Raw genomic sequence first — 15605 nt, 5'->3', positions numbered from 1 at the left:
GCCTATGCTTTTCAGCCTTCGCTTTTCAGCTCTCGCCTATTCAGCATCCGCTATTCCAGCATCCGCTACTTCAGCATCCGCTATTTCAGCGTCTCTACCCTGCAAACCGCGCCCATCCACCGCTTACCAGCCGCCACGTGTTCTTATCCCGCAAGCGTCAAACCCGCAGAGTATAGCGTGATTCTTTTTGCTCGAGCAAATGAACTTTCGGGGGTTTGTAAGGTGCAAACAACGGCTTGGGCGTACTAGATGCCACGCGAAAAATAGGGACGCGAACGCGCCCCTTGTGCGGGTTGCGCAAGCCTTGCGCAACCCGGTTGTCGACTCCAAAAAAAACGGCCCCGACATCGGGGCCGCTTTGTTCCGGCAGGCGGTGCCAACCGGCTTCGCAGGCTTAGTCTTCCTTGACCGGCGGCGGCGCCCACAGGCCGTCCAGCGCCGTGTCTTGCGGCCAGTACAGGCGCAGGCTCAACAGGAACGGACCGTCGGCGGCCGGCGTGCTGATCCAGTTCGAACGCTTCTTCTCGCCCGGGTCGCGGCGCTGGATGTAGATGTCCAGCGAACCGTCCGAGTTGTACTTCAGCCCGTCGGTGCTGCGCAACGCGTAGCGGTTGGCGGGGTTGTCGGCAAAGCCGTGCTTGTCGTTATAGACGTGCAGCGACCAGAACGCGTTGACCGGCGGCAGCTGACCCTTGTCGAAGTGCAGCACGTAGTCCTCGTCGGAGTTCAACGGACGGCCCTTCGAATCGGCCACAGTCACCGGGTACAGCACGTCTTCCGGCGTCGGCGCGCCCAGGCCCGCATAGGCGATGGCGGCGCGGCGCGCATAGTCAGTGCCGTAGGTGCCGATGCCCGACAGGACCGTGTTCCAGCCGTTGATCGGCGTGCCCAGGCGCGACACGCCATCGGCGATGCGGCGGCCCGCCAGCGGCTGGGCGTCGGCCAGCGCCTGCTGCACGGTCGGGCTCAGCCGGCCATACGAGAACGGCTGGCGGCTGTCCAGGCCGATGCGGCGCATGCGGTCCAGGATCGGCGAATCGTTGGCGTGCGGCGGATTGTTGCGCAACACATCGAAGAACAGCGCAAAGAACGAGGCCGCGTCCATGCTGGCCGCCTGCTCGGCGGGCGTGCCCTCAGGCAGGTTCACCGGCGTGGGCAACGGCAGGCCGCTACCGATCGGGGCCGAACCCACGCCCGCCCCCGTTTGCGGATAGGCGTTGCCGGCGGTGTAGCGGCCGCCGCGCACCGGCGTCGCGGCCGTCTGCGTGACAAGCGGCACGGCGGTCATGCCGGCCTGGATCTGATTGACGGCCGCGTAATCCTGCGGACCGCCGGTCTGGGTCCAGCCGATCAGCCAGCCGGTCGAGGTCGGGCTGCGGATCACGTCGATGCCGGCGGGCACGCTGCCCTGCCAGTTGGGACCGACGATGGCGAAGGATTGCGCGCCAGGGCCGTTGGTGCGGGTGCCGCGCGAGGCGAACACGTCGCTCCACATGTCCAGCGCCGACAGCACCGAATAGCGCCCGCCCGTGTCGGGCAGGTTCACGATCAGCGGCGCCTGCGAGACATCGAACCACAGGCTGGAGTACAGGGCATCGGCGCTGGGCCACGGCGTGTCGGCCGCGCGCGGGTCAGGGAACGCGGCCTTGTGGCCGAACTGGTTCACCGGCGCGCGCCCGTCCAGCGGGCTTTGCACGGCGGTGGCCTTGCGGCGCGCCAGCTCCATCAACACCATCGGATAAGCGTAGACGTAGGCATCGATGGCCGTGTCGCGCAGATCCTGTTCGCTCATCTGCGGCGCGGTGGCCGTGGCGGGATAAGGGGTTTCGGACACCAGGCGCAGCGTGGGCTGCGGCGATTGAGCCTGAGTGGCGGTCACGAAGCAGGCGCTGAGCGCGCCCGCAAGGACCGCGGCGGACCACCGGCGATTGGCGATAAAAGTACGCATGCAAGGCTCCTTCTTGATTTTGTTTGCAAGCGAGCCGCCGCGCGGGACTTGCCAGGTTGGGCAAGCCGCTCTGGCGCGGCACCTCTTGATGACGCCTAATCAGGATAGGGAAGAAGTCTGCAACAAGGTGCTGCCCAGAAGTTTCAAGGCGCAACGGGAAAACCCGTATTCGGCGCCCATGAAAAACGCGCCCTGCCGGGGCGCGTCGCGGGTATCAGGACTTGTCCACGCCGCCTGCGCGGACGTAACAAGGCTTAACGGTGTTTAAAGTCCGGTTTGCGCTTTTCGGTGAAGGCCGCCATGCCTTCCTTCTGGTCTTCGGTGGCGAACAGCGAATGGAACACACGGCGTTCGAACAGCAGGCCTTCGTTCAGCGAGCTTTCGAACGCGCGGTTCACGCATTCCTTGGCCATCATCACGGACGGCAGCGACATCGACGCGATGACGGTGGCGGCATCCAGCGCTTCTTCCATCAGCTTGTCGGCGGGGACCACGCGCGAGACCAGGCCCGCGCGCTCGGCTTCTTCGGCGCCCATCATGCGCGCGGTCAGCGCCAGGTCCATGGCCTTGGCCTTGCCCACCGCACGCGGCAGGCGCTGCGTGCCGCCGGCGCCCGGGATCACGCCCAGCTTGATCTCCGGCTGGCCGAACTTGGCGGTGTCGGCGGCGATGATGATGTCGCACATCATGGCCAGTTCGCAGCCGCCGCCCAACGCGTAGCCGCCCACCGCGGCAATCACGGGCTTCCGGATGCGCTTCAGGGTTTCCCAGTTGCGGGTGATGTATTCGCTGCCGTACACGTCCATGTACGACCAGTCTTTCATCGCGCCGATATCGGCGCCCGCGGCAAAGGCCTTCTCGCTGCCGGTAATGACCACGCAGCCGATGTCGGCATTCGCCTCGAACGCCAGCAGTGCCGCGCCGAGCTCATCCATCAGTTGATCGTTCAGCGCATTGAGCGCCTTGGGGCGGTTCAGCGTCAGCAGGCCGACGCGGCCCCGGGTCTCGACCAGTACAAACGACTCGCTCATTGAATGTCTCCAGTAATAAGATAGAAGCATGAAAAAATCAGATGCCGCTTTTCCGATACTTTACCGCCTTGCGCCGTTCGATCCGGCAGGACACCGCTACCGGATAACCCTAACCGTCGATACGCCTTCTCCTGAAGGCCAGCGCCTGTCGCTGCCGGCCTGGATTCCGGGCAGCTACCTGATCCGCGATTTCTCGCGCCAGATCGAATCGCTGTCGGCCCATGCGGGCACGCGGCGCGTGAATGTCGACAAAATCGACAACCACACCTGGCAGGCCGCGCCTTGCGACGGCCCGTTGCGGATCGAATACGTGGTCTACGCGTGGGACCTGTCGGTGCGCGGCGCGCATCTGGATGAAAGCCACGGCTTCTTCAACGGCACCAGCGTGTTCCTGCGCGTGCATGGCCAGGACCACCTGCCCTGCTTGGTGGACCTGGCGCCGCCGCGCGGCCTGGACGGCTGGAAGGTCTACACGAGCCTGCCCGAGGCCCGCGGCCACAAGGGCGCGGCCCGCCGCCACGGCTTCGGCCTGTACCTGGCGCCGGACTATGACGCGCTGATCGACCATCCCGTGGAAATGGGCACCCCGCATGTGGCGACGTTCACGGCCCACGGCGCGGAACACGAACTGGTGTTCACCGGCGTGACGCCGAACCTGGATCTGGCCCGCATCACGGGCGACGTGAAGAAGATCTGCGAGACGCAGATCGCGTTCTTCGAGCCCCGCACGAAACGCGCGCCGTTCCTGGATAGTTCCAACCGATACGTCTTCATGACCATGGTGACGGGCGACGGCTACGGCGGCCTGGAGCATCGCGCCAGCACGGCGCTGATGACCGCGCGCAAGGACTTGCCGGTATTGGGCCAGCAAGGCCAGGGCGAAGGCTATCGCGGTTTTCTCGGGCTGGTCAGCCATGAATACTTCCACACCTGGAACGTCAAGCGCATCAAGCCGCAGGCCTTTGCCCCGTACCACCTTGAGCAGCCCGACCTGACGCGCCTGCTGTGGGTGTTCGAAGGCTTCACGTCCTATTACGACGACCTGCTGCTGCTGCGCTCGGGTGCGATCACGCAGTCCGACTACCTGCGCTTGCTGGCCAAGACCATCACCAGCGTGGCCCGCACGCCGGGCCGCGCCAAGCAGTCGGTGGAGGAAAGCTCGTTCGACGCGTGGACGCGCTATTACAAGCAGGACGAGAACTCGCCCAACGCGCTGGTCAGTTACTACACCAAGGGCGCGCTGGTCGCGCTGGGCCTGGACCTGCTGATCCGCCGCGACACCGCCGGCCGCCATTCGCTGGACGACGTGATGCGCCTGCTGTGGGAACGCTATGGCCGCGACTTCTATCAGGGCAATCCGCAGGGCTTGCCCGAAGACGGCCTGCCCGCGCTGATCCAGGAAGCCACCGGCGTGGATGCGCGCCGCTTCATCGCGCGCCATGCCTACGGCACGGCCGACGTGCCGCTGGCCGAACTGCTGGCCGCCGAAGGCATCACGCTGCAATGGAAGACGGCGGCCAACATCCCGTCGCTGGACGTGCGCACGCGCAAACTGGGCGACTCGCTCGCGCTGGCCACCGTGCTGGAAGGCGGCGCGGGCCACCAGGCCGGCCTGTCGGCGGGCGATGTGCTGGTAGCGGTGGATGGCTTGCGGGTGGATGCGCCCGCCGGCCTGGACCTGCTGCTGGCGCAGTACCGCCCCGGCGACCGCGTGACGGTGCACGTGTTCCGCCGCGACGAACTGCGCGCGTTCCGGGTAAGGCTCACCGCGCCCGAAGCGCTGGATTGCGTGTTGACGGTATAGCGCCGCGCGTCGGGGTATCCGGCACAGGGGCCCATCGGGCCCCTTCTTTTCGGTCCCCCTCTTTTCGGGTCCCTTCTTAATTCAGCTTGGCCCCCGAGGCCTCCACCGCCTTTTTCCACGCCTCCAGTTCGCGGTCGATATGGCTGGCGAAATCGGCCGGCGAGGAGCCCACCGTTTCATAGCCATAGCCCGCCAGTTGCTGCTTCAACGCGGGCAACGCCACGGCGTCGGCAATGCCGCGGCTCAAGGCGTTGACGACGTCGGGCGGCGTGCCCGCCGGCGCCAGCACCCCGTACCAGCCGTTCACGACGAAGCCCGGGACGCTTTCGGCCACCGTCGGCACGTCGGGCAGCAAGGGCGAGCGGCGTTCGCCGGTGACCGCGATGGCCTTCAACTTGCCCGCCTGCACCTGCGGCAACGACGTGGAGATGCTGTCGAACATCAATGACACCTCGCCGCCCAGCAAGGCGACGACCGCCGGGCCGCTGCCCTTGTACGGCACGTGCATCATGTCCACGCCCGTCTGGTTCTTGAACATCTCGGCAGCCAGATGGCTGGTGTTGCCATTGCCGGCGGAGGCGAAACTGAGCTTGCCGGGATGGTCCTTGCCGTAGGCGATCAGTTCGGGGATGGTGCTGGCCGGCGTGGACAGGGGCGCGGCCACCAGCATCGGCAACGTCGCCACCAGCGAGACCGGCGCGAAGTCGCGGCGGGTGTCGTAGGGCAAGGACGGATACAGGCTGGGGTTGATGGCATGCGCGGCCAGCACCATCAGCAAGGTGTAGCCGTCGGGCTTGGCGCGGGCCAGTTGCGCGGACGCGATGGCGCCGCCCGCGCCTGGCTTGTACTCCAGCACCACCGGCTGACCCCACTTCTTCTGCAGTTCCGCGCCCAGCGGCCGGGCCAGCATATCGGCGCTGCCGCCCGGCGGATACGGAATCAGCAAGGTGATGGGCTTGTCGGGGTAGGCCGGGGCGGCCTCGACGGCGCCCACGGACAGGACGCCGAGCGACGCGGCGATCAGAAGCGAACGGATCATCAGGGGTCTCCTTTGCCCGAAAGCGGACGCAAACCGTCAGGCGTAGCGCGGCGTGCCGGCCGGATCCAGCACGATCACGCGCGGCGTCTCCGGAAAGTGCAGCGGCGCCTCGGTCACGGAACGCAGGAACGCCGCGGTAATTCCCGCCTTCATGGCGTAGACATTCAAGCCGCCGGGCGTCACGTCGATCACCGCCAGATCGGTATAGATGCGCGTCACCACGCCCTTGCCAGTCAGCGGATAGGTGCATTGGCGCAGCACCTTGGGCGTGCCGTCGCGGCCGCGGTGCTCCATCGTGACCAGGACCTGCTTGGCGCCCACGGCCAGGTCCATCGCGCCGCCCACGGCGGGGATGGCGTCGGCCGCATCGGTCTTCCAATTGGCCAGGTCGCCCGATTCCGATACCTGGAACGCGCCCAGCACGGCGTAGTCCAGGTGGCCGCCGCGCATCATCGCGAACGACACGGTGTGCTCGGTGATCGAGGCGCCGTCCAGCAGCGTGATGGGCTGGCGGCTGGCGTTGATCAGGTCCGGGTCCACGTTTTCGCCGCTGGCCGCCGGGCCCATGCCCAGGATGCCGTTTTCGCTGTGCAGCAGGATGTCCTTGTCGGACGGCAGGTAGTCGCCCACCAGCGTCGGCATGCCGATGCCCAGGTTGACGATGGAGCCATCGGGAATGTCGCTGGCCAGCAGCTCTGCGATCTGCTGCCGGGTCAAGCCAGTGATGTCTTGCATGTCAGGCCTCCACCCGCACCACGGATTTCACGAAGATGCCCTGCGTCATGACCTGCTCGGGTACGAACGTGCCCAGCGGCACGACCTCGTCGACCTGCGCGATGGCGTGGCCGGCGGCCATGCACATCACCGGGTTGAAGTTGCGCGCCGCGTGCCGATACATCAGGTTGCCCCAACGATCGCCCAGATGCGCGCGGATCAGCGCGTAATCGCCGCGCAACGGATGCTCCAGCACGTAGCCCACGCCGTCGATCACTTCCTGGCGGCGGCCCGCGGCCAGTTCGGTGCCGTAGCCCGTGGGCGTGTAGAACGGCCCCAGGCCCGCGCCCGCAGCGCGCAACCGTTCGGCCAGCGTGCCCTGCGGCACGCATTCCAGTTCCACCTCGCCGGCGCGGAATGCGCGCGCAAACGCATCGGAATTGGGCGGGCGCGGATGCGAGCAGATGATCTTGCGGACCTGCTTGCGAATCAGCAGCGCGGCGATGCCGCGCTCGAACGTGCCGGCGTTGTTCGAGATGATGGTCAGGTCGCGCCGGCCCGATTCCGCCAGGCACTGCAGCAGTTCATACGGCACGCCCGCCTCGCCGAAGCCGCCCACCAGCACGGATGCGCCGTCGGGAATCACCGCCACGGCCTCGGCCATGGATGCTTGAATCTTATCGATCACGTCTATTGCTCCTGCTCTAGTCCGGCCGCGTCCACGATCTGTTTCCAGCGGGCGCGCTCCTGGCCGATGAACGCGGTGAATTCGGCCGGCGTGTTGCCACCGGCCTGCCCGCCCATGGCCTTGAAGCGGTCGCTGACTTCGGGGCTCTGCACGACGTCGCGGGTGGCGGCGTAGAGCTTGCCGATGACGTCTTCCGGCGTGCCGGCCGGCGCGACCAGGCCGAACCAGGCGGTCACCACCATGTCCTTCACGCCGGCCTCGGCCATGGTCGGAACGTCCGGCAGTTCGGCCAGACGGCGGTCGCTGGTGACGGCCAGCGCGCGCAGCTTGCCGGACTGGATGAACGGCATCGAGCTGGGCAGGTTGTCGATCATGAACGTGAACTGCTGGCCCAGCAGCGCGGCCACCGCGGGCCCCGCGCCCTTGTAGGGCACATGCGTGCCGGGGATGCCGGCGCGCTGCTTGAACAACTCGGCCGACAGGTGCGGCGACTGCCCCGCGCCGGAACTGCCGAAGGACACCTTGGCGGGATCCTTCCGAGCCAGGGCCAGCAGGTCGGCGACCGCACGGGCGGGCGAGGCTTCGTTGACGACCAGCACGTTGGGCACCGAGATCACCAGCGTCACGGGCGCGAAGTCGGCGGGCTTGTAGGGCAGCGTCTTGTAGAGCGCGTAGTTGATGGCGTTGGGGCCGATGTTGCCCATCAGCAAGGTGTAGCCGTCCGGCTTGGCGCGCGCCATCGTCTGCGCGCCGATGATGCCTGCGGCGCCCGCGCGGTTTTCCACGATGACCTGCTGCCCAAGCTTGGCGCCCAGCTTGTCCGCGATCAGCCGCGCGGCGATGTCGGTGGTGCCGCCGGGCGCGGCCGGGACGATGAGGGTGATCGGCCGTTCAGGCCAGGCGGCATGGGCCTGGCCTGCCAGGGCCAATGCCACCGCGCCGGCAGCCAGCCAGCGATGCGCGTGCAACATGCTTGTCTCCCGACGTGATCATTGATTGATCAACTTGTGGAGACAGAGTGTGTGCGCCGCGGGGGCAAATGCCTATTCTGCAATCTGGAGGGCGGCCTTCGCCTGAGGTGAAGCCGCCCTCCCTGCGCGCTACGGCTGGCGGCGGATGACGCTATTGGCGTACATCGGGCCTTGCACCAGATGGCCCGTCATGACGTTGGTCTGATACCGCTGCACGACGCCGCCCAGCGTCGCCGGGTCCAGCAGCGCGCGCATCGTCGCAAAGCCTGCCGAGTCCACGCGCGCCGGCGCGCGGCCCTTGGGATACAGGGCGCGCTTGCTATCTTCCATCGGCGCCTGCAGCACGCCGCCGCTGGCGGTCAGGTCCAGCACCAGCTTGCCGTCGCGCACCCGCGCCGATCCCGAGGCGCCCAGCTCGGCGTCGTCCAGCAGCAGGCTGCCGGTCAGCGCATAGTCGCCCGAGGGCAGCGGCTGCACATAGAGGCGCAAGGTGTAGGGCGGTTCGCCATGGCCATCGTCGATCGTCCAGCGGTACTCGCCGGCGGACAAGACGGGGGACGCCGCAGCCGCCTGCGGGGCTGGCGCCGCCGGCGCGGCGTGCGCCGGCAAGCCCGCGTACAGCGCAACGCCGAAGGCGGCGGCGCGCAGCGCCTGTTGCAAGGAAATCTTCATCGCTTTTCTCCTGAGGGTTCGATCAATACTTGACGCGCATGTTCAGCATGACGCTGCGCGGTTCGCCGTAGGCATTGCCCATGTCGGCGTTGCCCAGCCGCTGGTAATAGACCTTGTCGAACAGGTTGTTCACGTTCAGTCCCAGCGACACGTGGTCGCTCACGCGGTAGCCGATCCGCGCGTTCCAGATGGCGTAGCCGCCCTGCGACACGCGCACCGAACTGCCCGAGACCGGGCCCTGCACGGCGCTTTCGGTGTAGACGCCGCTCTTGACGTTGACGCCACCGCCGACGCTCCAGCGGTTCCACTCGCTGGGCAGCTGATAGGTCGTCCACAGCTGGAAGATGTGCTTGGGCGTGAAGGTGCGGAACGGCGCGCCGCCGTTCTCCGCATCCTTCAGATAGCGCGTGGTGTTGAAGGTGTAGCCGCCCGCCACTTCCCAGCCCGGCGCCAGCCGGCCGGATACTTCCGCCTCGAAGCCCTGGCTGCGCACCTGCCCGCTGGCCTGGTAGCAGCAGTCGCCGACTTCCGGATAGTTGGGGTCGCTCTGCGCGCGGTTGCGTTCGGTGATGCGGAACAGCGCGAACGAGGTGTTCAGGCGCCCGTCCAGCCATTCGCTCTTCACGCCGGCTTCGTAGTTCGAACCCACCACGGGGGGCAGCGAGCCGCCGTCGGCGGTGCGCAGGTCGCTTTGCACGCGGAAGATGTCCGCGTAGCTGGCGTAAGCGCTCCAGTGGTCGTCGATGTCGTAGACGAGGCCGGCATACGGCGTCATCCGGCCGTGTTCGGTGACAGCCGGATCCGTCACGCCCGTCATCAGGTTTTCGCTTTGCGTTCGCCACCAGCTCATGCGCGTGCCCAGCACCAGCGTCAGCGGATCGGCCACTTTCAGCCGGGCCATCGCGTAGACGCCCGACTGGCGCGTCTTCACGTCGCTTTGGCTGCCCCACTGCGGATCCGCGGGTTCGGGATAGTCGCGGACGTCATAGTGGAAGACGTCCACCGGCTGCGGCGGGAACCCCGGCAGCGAATAGGCGTTGTACGAACGCGCGCTGCGGTCGTACCAGTTGCCGCCGAAGACGAGTTCATGGCGCCGGCCCAGCGCCTCGAACGCGCCCGACACCATCAGGTCGACACCCAGTTGCCGGTTGCGGTATTGGTTGCCGCCGCCGTACAGGCGCGGGCCCAGGCCGGTTACGCGGTCCACCGCGCCGCGCACATACGCGTACTTCAACTTGCTGGTCTCTTCGGCCTGGTTGACGTTGAGCTTGACCGTCCAGTCCGAAGAAAAGCGGTGCGCCAGTTCCGCGAATATCTGTGTGTTCTCGAAGTCCCAACGGTTCCAGTCGGCGCCCAGGAACGTGCCGCGCGTCAGCCCCAGATCGCCGCCGTCCTTGTAGCGCGGCATCTGCATCATGAACGGCAGCCAATCGCGCCGCTGATAGCTGCCGCCCAGCGTCAACAGCGTGTCCGGCGTCAGGTCGGCTTCCAGGATGCCGTAGTAGGCCTGCTTCTGCGAATTGGCGACGTCGTAGAAATACTTGCGGTCTTCATAGGCAGCGGCCACGCGGCCGCGCACAGACCCCGAGGCGTTCAGCGGCGAAGACAGGTCCGCTTCGCCGCGGGTGTTGTCCCACGAGCCGGCGCTGGCCGAGCCCGAAAACTGGAACTCTCGCGTGGGGCGCTTGCGGACCAGGTTGATCACGCCGCCCGGCTGGCCGGCGCCGTTGAACAGGCCGGCGGCGCCCCGCAGCAGCTCCACGTGATCGAACATGAACAGATCCGGCTGCGCCCACGATGCGCCGCCCGTCTGCATGGGCACGCCGTCATACTGGAAGTATTCGATCTGGAAGCCGCGCGAATAGAACTGCGGGATGGCCGCGGTGGCCGCCAGGTCGGTGGTGATGCCGGGGGTCTGCGCCATGGCGTCTTCCAGCGACGTCATGTTCTGGTCTTCGATGCGCTGGCGCGTGATGACGGACACCGATTGCGGGATCTCGCGCAGCGACAGCGGCAGTTTGCCGCCGATGGTGACGCTGGGCGCGGTGTAGGACGCGCTGCCTTCGGTCACGCCGGCTTCCTCGCCCCGTACCGTCACCGGCGCCAACGTGGTGGTTTCCGGCGCCGTCTGCGCCGAGGCCGCCCCCGCGGCCAGGCCGAACATCATGGCGCCGCGTCCCAGCCAGACCGCGCGGCCCACGCGTGCCCCGCCCTGCCGGGCCGGCCGGCCCCCACCTGTCTTGATACCCACAATTCCCTCCGACGATCCGTCTTCAAATAAGACTGATAATCATCTTCAACGGGCGAATTGCGGGCAATCGAAAAGGCTTTCGATTTTGGGACTAAGGCTTTCGAATTTCCGCGGATGCGGCGTGCAGGGCCAACCACAGCCGGTCCGCGACAGGGCCTTGCGGGCGGTCGCTGCGCCGGGCGGCCACAAGGTCCTCGACGCTGCCCGGAAGATGGCGGCTGGCGATCGACACCAGCCGGCCGTCGCGCAATTCGTCTTCGATCAAAAAGCGCGGCAAATGGCCCCAGCCCATGCCTTGCAGGATGACGTCCTTCTTCATGAGCTGGTCGGGCACCGTGCATTGCGGGGCGCCGTCGACCATGAAGTAATCGCGCGGCGGCGTATGGCGGGCCGTGTCGCGCATCACGCATTGCGTGGCCTCGCGCAATTGCGGCAAGCTCACTGCGCGGCCGCGCGCGGCGGGCAGGAACCCCGGCGCCGCCACAGGAACGAACGGCACCTTGGCCAGGTCCAGCCATTCGATGCGCGGATCCTGCTTGTCCACGCGATGCAGGATCAGGTCCGCGTCGCCGTCGAGCAGGCGTTCGGTCGGGCCGCCCACGGCCTCGAAGTGCAGATGCAGGCGCGTACCGGGGCACTGCGCGGAAAAGCGGTTCAACACGGCCAGCATCCACGGCCGCGGGCAGAAGTCGCCGATCACCACATGCAGGTCGCTTTCCTCGCCCATCGCCAATTGCGCGGCGTGCGTGCGCAAGCCTTCCAGTTCGCGCAGCAGGCCTTGCGCGCGGCGGTGGAAGGACTGACCCGCCGGCGTCAGCCGCACGCGATAGCCGCTGCGGTCCAGCAAGGCCAGATCCAGCTGGCGCTCCAGCTTGGCCACGGCCGCGAACACCGCGGGGTGCGAACGATGCAGCGCGGCGGCGGCGGCCTGGAAGCCGCCCGCGCGCGCCACGGCGTCGAAGCACTGCAGGTCGTGCAGGGTGAAGTCGCTCATGCGCGCCTCTAGTGTCTGTCTTTCTGACAATGATGGTCTGGACTTTGTAATTTCTTCCGGATGAGCGCGCAACTACGATTTGCCTCATCCCAACCCGACCAGGCAGACCCGCCATGCAAGACCTCTCCTTCTTCACCACCGGCGACGGCGTCGCCATCGCCTACCGCATCGATGGCGACGCGCGCCTGCCGGTGCTGGTGCTGTCCAACTCCATCGGCACCACGCTGCACATGTGGGACGGGCAGATCCCGGCCCTGTCCCGCCACTTCCGCGTGCTGCGTTACGACACCCGCGGCCACGGCGCGTCCGGCGTGCCGGCAGGCGCCTATTCGATGGACCGGCTGGGCCGTGACGTCATTGAACTGCTGGACGGGCTAGACATCCCGCGCGCCCATTTCCTGGGCCTGTCATTGGGCGGTTTCATCGGGCAATGGCTGGGCGTGCATGCGCCGGATCGCATCGACCGGCTGATCCTGGCCAACACGTCCGCCTACCTGGGACCCGCGCCGCAATGGGATGCGCGCATCGCCGCGACGCTACAGGCGCCCGACATGACGGAGACCGCCGCCATGTTCCTGGGCAACTGGTTTCCCGCCCCCATGCTGCAAGCCGGCGGCCCCGTCATCGACGCGTTCCGCGCCGGGCTGATGGCCACCGACAAGCATGGCCTGGCGGGCGCGTTCGCCGCCGTGCGCGACGTGGACTTGCGGCGCACCATCGCGCTGATCACCGCGCCGACCCTGGTCATTTCAGGGCGCGATGACACCGTGACGGCGGCCAGCCATGGCGCGGCCATCGCGGCCACGGTACCGGGCGCGCAGCCGCTGGAGCTGCCGGCGGTGCACCTGACGAACATCGAACAGCCCGAGGCGTTCATGGACGCGGTGCTGCGGTTCCTGCTGCCGCGCTGAAGCGGCCCCGCCCGGCCTCAGCGCAAGGCGCTGGGGCTGGCGTTGAAGCGGCGGCGGAACGCCACCGAGAAATGCGCGGGCGCGTAGCCCACGTGCCAGGCGGCTTCCGACACGCTCATGCCGCCATTCAGTATCAGGTCGCGGCCGCGCACCAACCGCGCTTCCTGCACGCAACGCGCCATGCTCAGGCCGAATGCGCGCTTGAATGCCTGTTCCAGCTTGCGGGTGTGCAGGCCGAATTCGCGCGCCAGTTCGGATGCTCCCGGCGGCTGTCGCAGGTCGGCCAACAACCGGCGGCGGGCTTCATGCGCCGCGTCCAGTTCGCGCGCCGCGGAGAGGGCGGGCTCCGCGGACAAGGCGGTGGTTCGGGTCGCTTGCGCCAACGCGATGGCCGCCAGTTCCAGCCCCTTGGCAGCCAGATACAGGCGGCGGGCCGCCCCGTCGAAGGCGCAGACCCGCACCTGGTCGGCGATGCGGCGCGCGTCGCGCCCGGCCGCGCCGTGCCAGACGACCGGGTCGCTCGAGGGCTGGCCGGGAGCAAGCTGCTTGAAGAAGTCCGGCTCCAGGCCCAGTTCCGACCACACCGCCGTATCGGGCAGGCTGACCATCGCGTACTGCTGGTCTACGCCTGCCTCGAAGGCGTCCGCGCCCTGCGCCTGGCCGGTGTTCCACGCCAGGAACAGCGTCGGGCCCTGCAGGCGCAAGGCGGTGCGGTCTTCGATCCGGCTGTGCACCTGGCCGTCGAGCATGATGACTTTCAAGCCGCGGTGCAGCGGTTCGTCGCGCCAGCGCGTGGCGCTGCGCCGGAACACGCCTGCGTGCAGGGCGACGCCGCCGGGCTGGCTCAGTACCGCGTCAACGCGGTGGTGTTCGGCGGCGGCGCGCGGGGAAGGCATGGACGGATCCGGGTCTTATTTGAGAATAATTATTATTACTCAAATATGGCCCGCCCGCCCGCACGACGGCAGGCTTACTCCCCTGCCCGTTCCCAGCGGCGCTGGATGGCCTTGGCCGCCACGACCCCGTCCGCCATCGACGTGACGACGCAGGGATGCATGCGGTGCGCGACTTCGCCCACCGCGTAGATGTCGGGCACGCTGGTTTCGGCGGTGGCGAAATCCGTGCGGATGTAGCCGCGTTCGTCGCGGGCCAAGCGCAGGCCGTCGGCGAAGGCGGCTTGCGGCTCCCAGCCGTAGAAGACCAGGATCAGGTCGTACTGCTGGCCGTCCACGCTGCGCCTCGCGGGATCCACCCGGTAAGGGCCGATGCGCACGCCTTCGCGGCCGGCGCGCGTCACCCATTGCTGCTGGGCACGGACGCTGCGGGCGTACAGGTGCACGGCGCGGGCGCCGCGGTTGCGCACATAGACGTAGTTTTCGAAGGCGTTGTCGCCGCCGCCCAGCACCGCGACGGACAGGCCGGAGTAGTCCTGCGCCACGATGGGGGAACCCGGGCCGATCAGCACGCCGGGCCACGAGGCCCCCGGCGGGTGGTCCGGCAGGCCCTTGGCGCGCACGCCCGAGGCGATGACGAGCGTGCGTCCGCGCACCGGCGTCTGGCTGCCGTCCGGGCCGGTCAGGGTGGCCTGGATGCCGCCCTTGCAGGGCAAGACGCCCGTCACCCGGGTTTCCAGGCGCAGCGGCACGCCGGCCGCGCGCACGCTCGCGTCGATGTTGGCCGCCACCTGCTGCCCGGTCACCCCGGGCAGCACCGCGATCCAATCGTCGGCGAACGGATTGTCATTGCCCAGCCCGCCCAGGCGGGCGCTGGCTTCGACCAATAGCGGGGACAGACCGAGCCTGGCCAACCACAGGGCGCAGGAAGCGCCGGCCGGGCCGCCGCCTACAATGACCGCATCGTGCATCTGTTGCATTTCACCCCTTATCGACTGCGCCGGCGTCGTCAAAGACGCCCGGACATGGCCGAATTGTAGCCAGCGCGCCGCCCCTGACCCGCCGTCGCCTTACAATTCCGGCTGTCCCACCCAGGTTTTCATCATGCCCACACGCCGCATCATCCTTTCCGGGCTTGCGCTCGACGCCCGCATCGGCATCCTCGAGCACGAGCGACGCGCCACCCAGCCCCTGCACGTCGATGCCGAGTTCGACGTGGACATCCAGCGCTCGGTCGACGACCACGATATCCACAGCGTGCTGGACTACCGCCGGCTGCGCGAGGCCATCGTCGAGGAATGCACGCAGGCGCATGTGAACCTGATCGAAACCCTTTCCGAACAAGTCGCCGCGCGCCTTCTGGCCGACTTCCAGGAAATCCGCTCGCTGCGCCTGCGCATCAGCAAACCCATGGCCTTTTCCGACTGTGCGGCGGTAGGCGTGGAAATCCAGATCACGCGTTGACCATGAACGATATCGCTCCCCCTATCCGCTTCCGCACGGAAGCCGAAGAGAATGCAGCCCCCACGCTGCGCGCACAAGATGCGCTTGCTGCCCCCCAAGGGGGCTCTCCCCCCTTGGGGCGGCCCGGCGGGGAGACGGCCCCCACGCCGCGCGCAAAAGATGCGCTTGCTGCGGAGAAGGCCCGCTACGAAGGCAACAAGCTCACCAAGCGCCTGGCCCGCGAGA

The 15605-nt window shown here is 67.7% G+C and carries 15 protein-coding genes and 1 pseudogene; 5 read left to right on the top strand and 11 right to left on the bottom strand.

The annotated features are described in order from the left end of the window. Positions 1 to 249 (top strand): hypothetical protein (locus ACO6D5_RS13035; protein ID WP_485825610.1); only part of this gene is annotated, 249 nt, incomplete at its 5' end. Between the two features lie 145 nt (positions 250 to 394). On the opposite strand, the gene ACO6D5_RS13030 is transcribed toward ACO6D5_RS13035, so the two are convergent. Together ACO6D5_RS13030 and ACO6D5_RS13025 are read right to left on the bottom strand one after the other, a co-directional pair. Further along, entirely contained in the window at positions 395 to 1948 is a 1554-nt protein-coding gene (locus tag ACO6D5_RS13030) for a DUF1254 domain-containing protein (RefSeq protein ID WP_315844925.1), read from the bottom strand. A 254-nt stretch (positions 1949 to 2202) separates the two neighbouring features. Beyond that, complete coding sequence (locus ACO6D5_RS13025; RefSeq protein WP_088591231.1) at positions 2203 to 2979, bottom strand: enoyl-CoA hydratase; 777 nt, start codon at positions 2977 to 2979, stop codon at positions 2203 to 2205. A 28-nt stretch (positions 2980 to 3007) separates the two neighbouring features. Here ACO6D5_RS13025 and ACO6D5_RS13020 point away from each other — a divergent pair, with 28 nt between their 5' ends. After that, a complete protein-coding gene (locus ACO6D5_RS13020) occupies positions 3008 to 4783 on the top strand; it encodes a M61 family metallopeptidase (RefSeq protein WP_485825609.1) in 1776 nt (591 codons plus the stop codon). 76 nt (positions 4784 to 4859) lie between these two features. Here the strand turns inward: ACO6D5_RS13020 and ACO6D5_RS13015 are convergent, their stop codons facing one another. The 7 genes from ACO6D5_RS13015 to ACO6D5_RS12985 form a co-directional block, all read right to left on the bottom strand. Then, positions 4860 to 5822: a tripartite tricarboxylate transporter substrate binding protein gene (locus ACO6D5_RS13015; RefSeq protein ID WP_315844922.1), complete on the bottom strand. Its 963-nt coding sequence runs from the start codon at positions 5820 to 5822 to the stop codon at positions 4860 to 4862. Positions 5823 to 5858: 36 nt separating this feature from the next. Next, positions 5859 to 6557: a 3-oxoacid CoA-transferase subunit B gene (locus ACO6D5_RS13010; protein ID WP_485825608.1), complete on the bottom strand. Its 699-nt coding sequence runs from the start codon at positions 6555 to 6557 to the stop codon at positions 5859 to 5861. A gap of 1 nt (position 6558) precedes the next feature. Next, the gene (locus ACO6D5_RS13005; RefSeq protein WP_315844920.1) at positions 6559 to 7224 is read right to left on the bottom strand and encodes a 3-oxoacid CoA-transferase subunit A; all 666 of its coding nucleotides are present in this window, start codon (positions 7222 to 7224) and stop codon (positions 6559 to 6561) included. A 2-nt stretch (positions 7225 to 7226) separates the two neighbouring features. Continuing rightward, complete coding sequence (locus ACO6D5_RS13000; RefSeq protein WP_485825607.1) at positions 7227 to 8195, bottom strand: Bug family tripartite tricarboxylate transporter substrate binding protein; 969 nt, start codon at positions 8193 to 8195, stop codon at positions 7227 to 7229. A 129-nt stretch (positions 8196 to 8324) separates the two neighbouring features. Next, the gene (locus ACO6D5_RS12995; RefSeq protein ID WP_315844918.1) at positions 8325 to 8867 is read right to left on the bottom strand and encodes a hypothetical protein; all 543 of its coding nucleotides are present in this window, start codon (positions 8865 to 8867) and stop codon (positions 8325 to 8327) included. A gap of 22 nt (positions 8868 to 8889) precedes the next feature. Continuing rightward, the gene (locus ACO6D5_RS12990) at positions 8890 to 11118 is read right to left on the bottom strand and encodes a TonB-dependent siderophore receptor (protein WP_485825606.1); all 2229 of its coding nucleotides are present in this window, start codon (positions 11116 to 11118) and stop codon (positions 8890 to 8892) included. A 91-nt stretch (positions 11119 to 11209) separates the two neighbouring features. Further along, complete coding sequence (locus ACO6D5_RS12985; RefSeq protein WP_485825605.1) at positions 11210 to 12112, bottom strand: LysR family transcriptional regulator; 903 nt, start codon at positions 12110 to 12112, stop codon at positions 11210 to 11212. A gap of 113 nt (positions 12113 to 12225) precedes the next feature. On the opposite strand from ACO6D5_RS12985, the gene ACO6D5_RS12980 reads away from it, so the two are divergent. Beyond that, positions 12226 to 13023, top strand: a complete 798-nt coding sequence (locus tag ACO6D5_RS12980) for an alpha/beta fold hydrolase (protein WP_315844915.1) — start codon at positions 12226 to 12228, stop codon at positions 13021 to 13023. Between the two features lie 17 nt (positions 13024 to 13040). Here ACO6D5_RS12980 and ACO6D5_RS12975 read toward each other — a convergent pair whose 3' ends face one another. Together ACO6D5_RS12975 and ACO6D5_RS12970 are read right to left on the bottom strand one after the other, a co-directional pair. Next, positions 13041 to 13919 carry a helix-turn-helix domain-containing protein gene (locus ACO6D5_RS12975; RefSeq protein ID WP_315844914.1) on the bottom strand — a complete coding sequence of 293 codons (879 nt, stop codon included), beginning with the start codon at positions 13917 to 13919 and terminating at the stop codon, positions 13041 to 13043. Between the two features lie 74 nt (positions 13920 to 13993). Next, positions 13994 to 14896, bottom strand: coding sequence for an NAD(P)/FAD-dependent oxidoreductase (locus ACO6D5_RS12970; RefSeq protein WP_315844913.1), 903 nt, complete (start codon positions 14894 to 14896; stop codon positions 13994 to 13996). Between the two features lie 124 nt (positions 14897 to 15020). On the opposite strand from ACO6D5_RS12970, the gene folB reads away from it, so the two are divergent. Further along, complete coding sequence (folB, locus tag ACO6D5_RS12965) at positions 15021 to 15380, top strand: dihydroneopterin aldolase (protein WP_006217044.1); 360 nt, start codon at positions 15021 to 15023, stop codon at positions 15378 to 15380. A 2-nt stretch (positions 15381 to 15382) separates the two neighbouring features. Continuing rightward, positions 15383 to 15605 (top strand): annotated as a pseudogene (locus ACO6D5_RS12960) (hypothetical protein); the annotation flags it as partial.

The sequence above is a fragment of the Achromobacter sp. genome (assembly GCF_057314935.1).
Note: the sequence above shows the minus strand (reverse complement) of the source record. Positions and strands in the feature narration are given on the sequence as shown.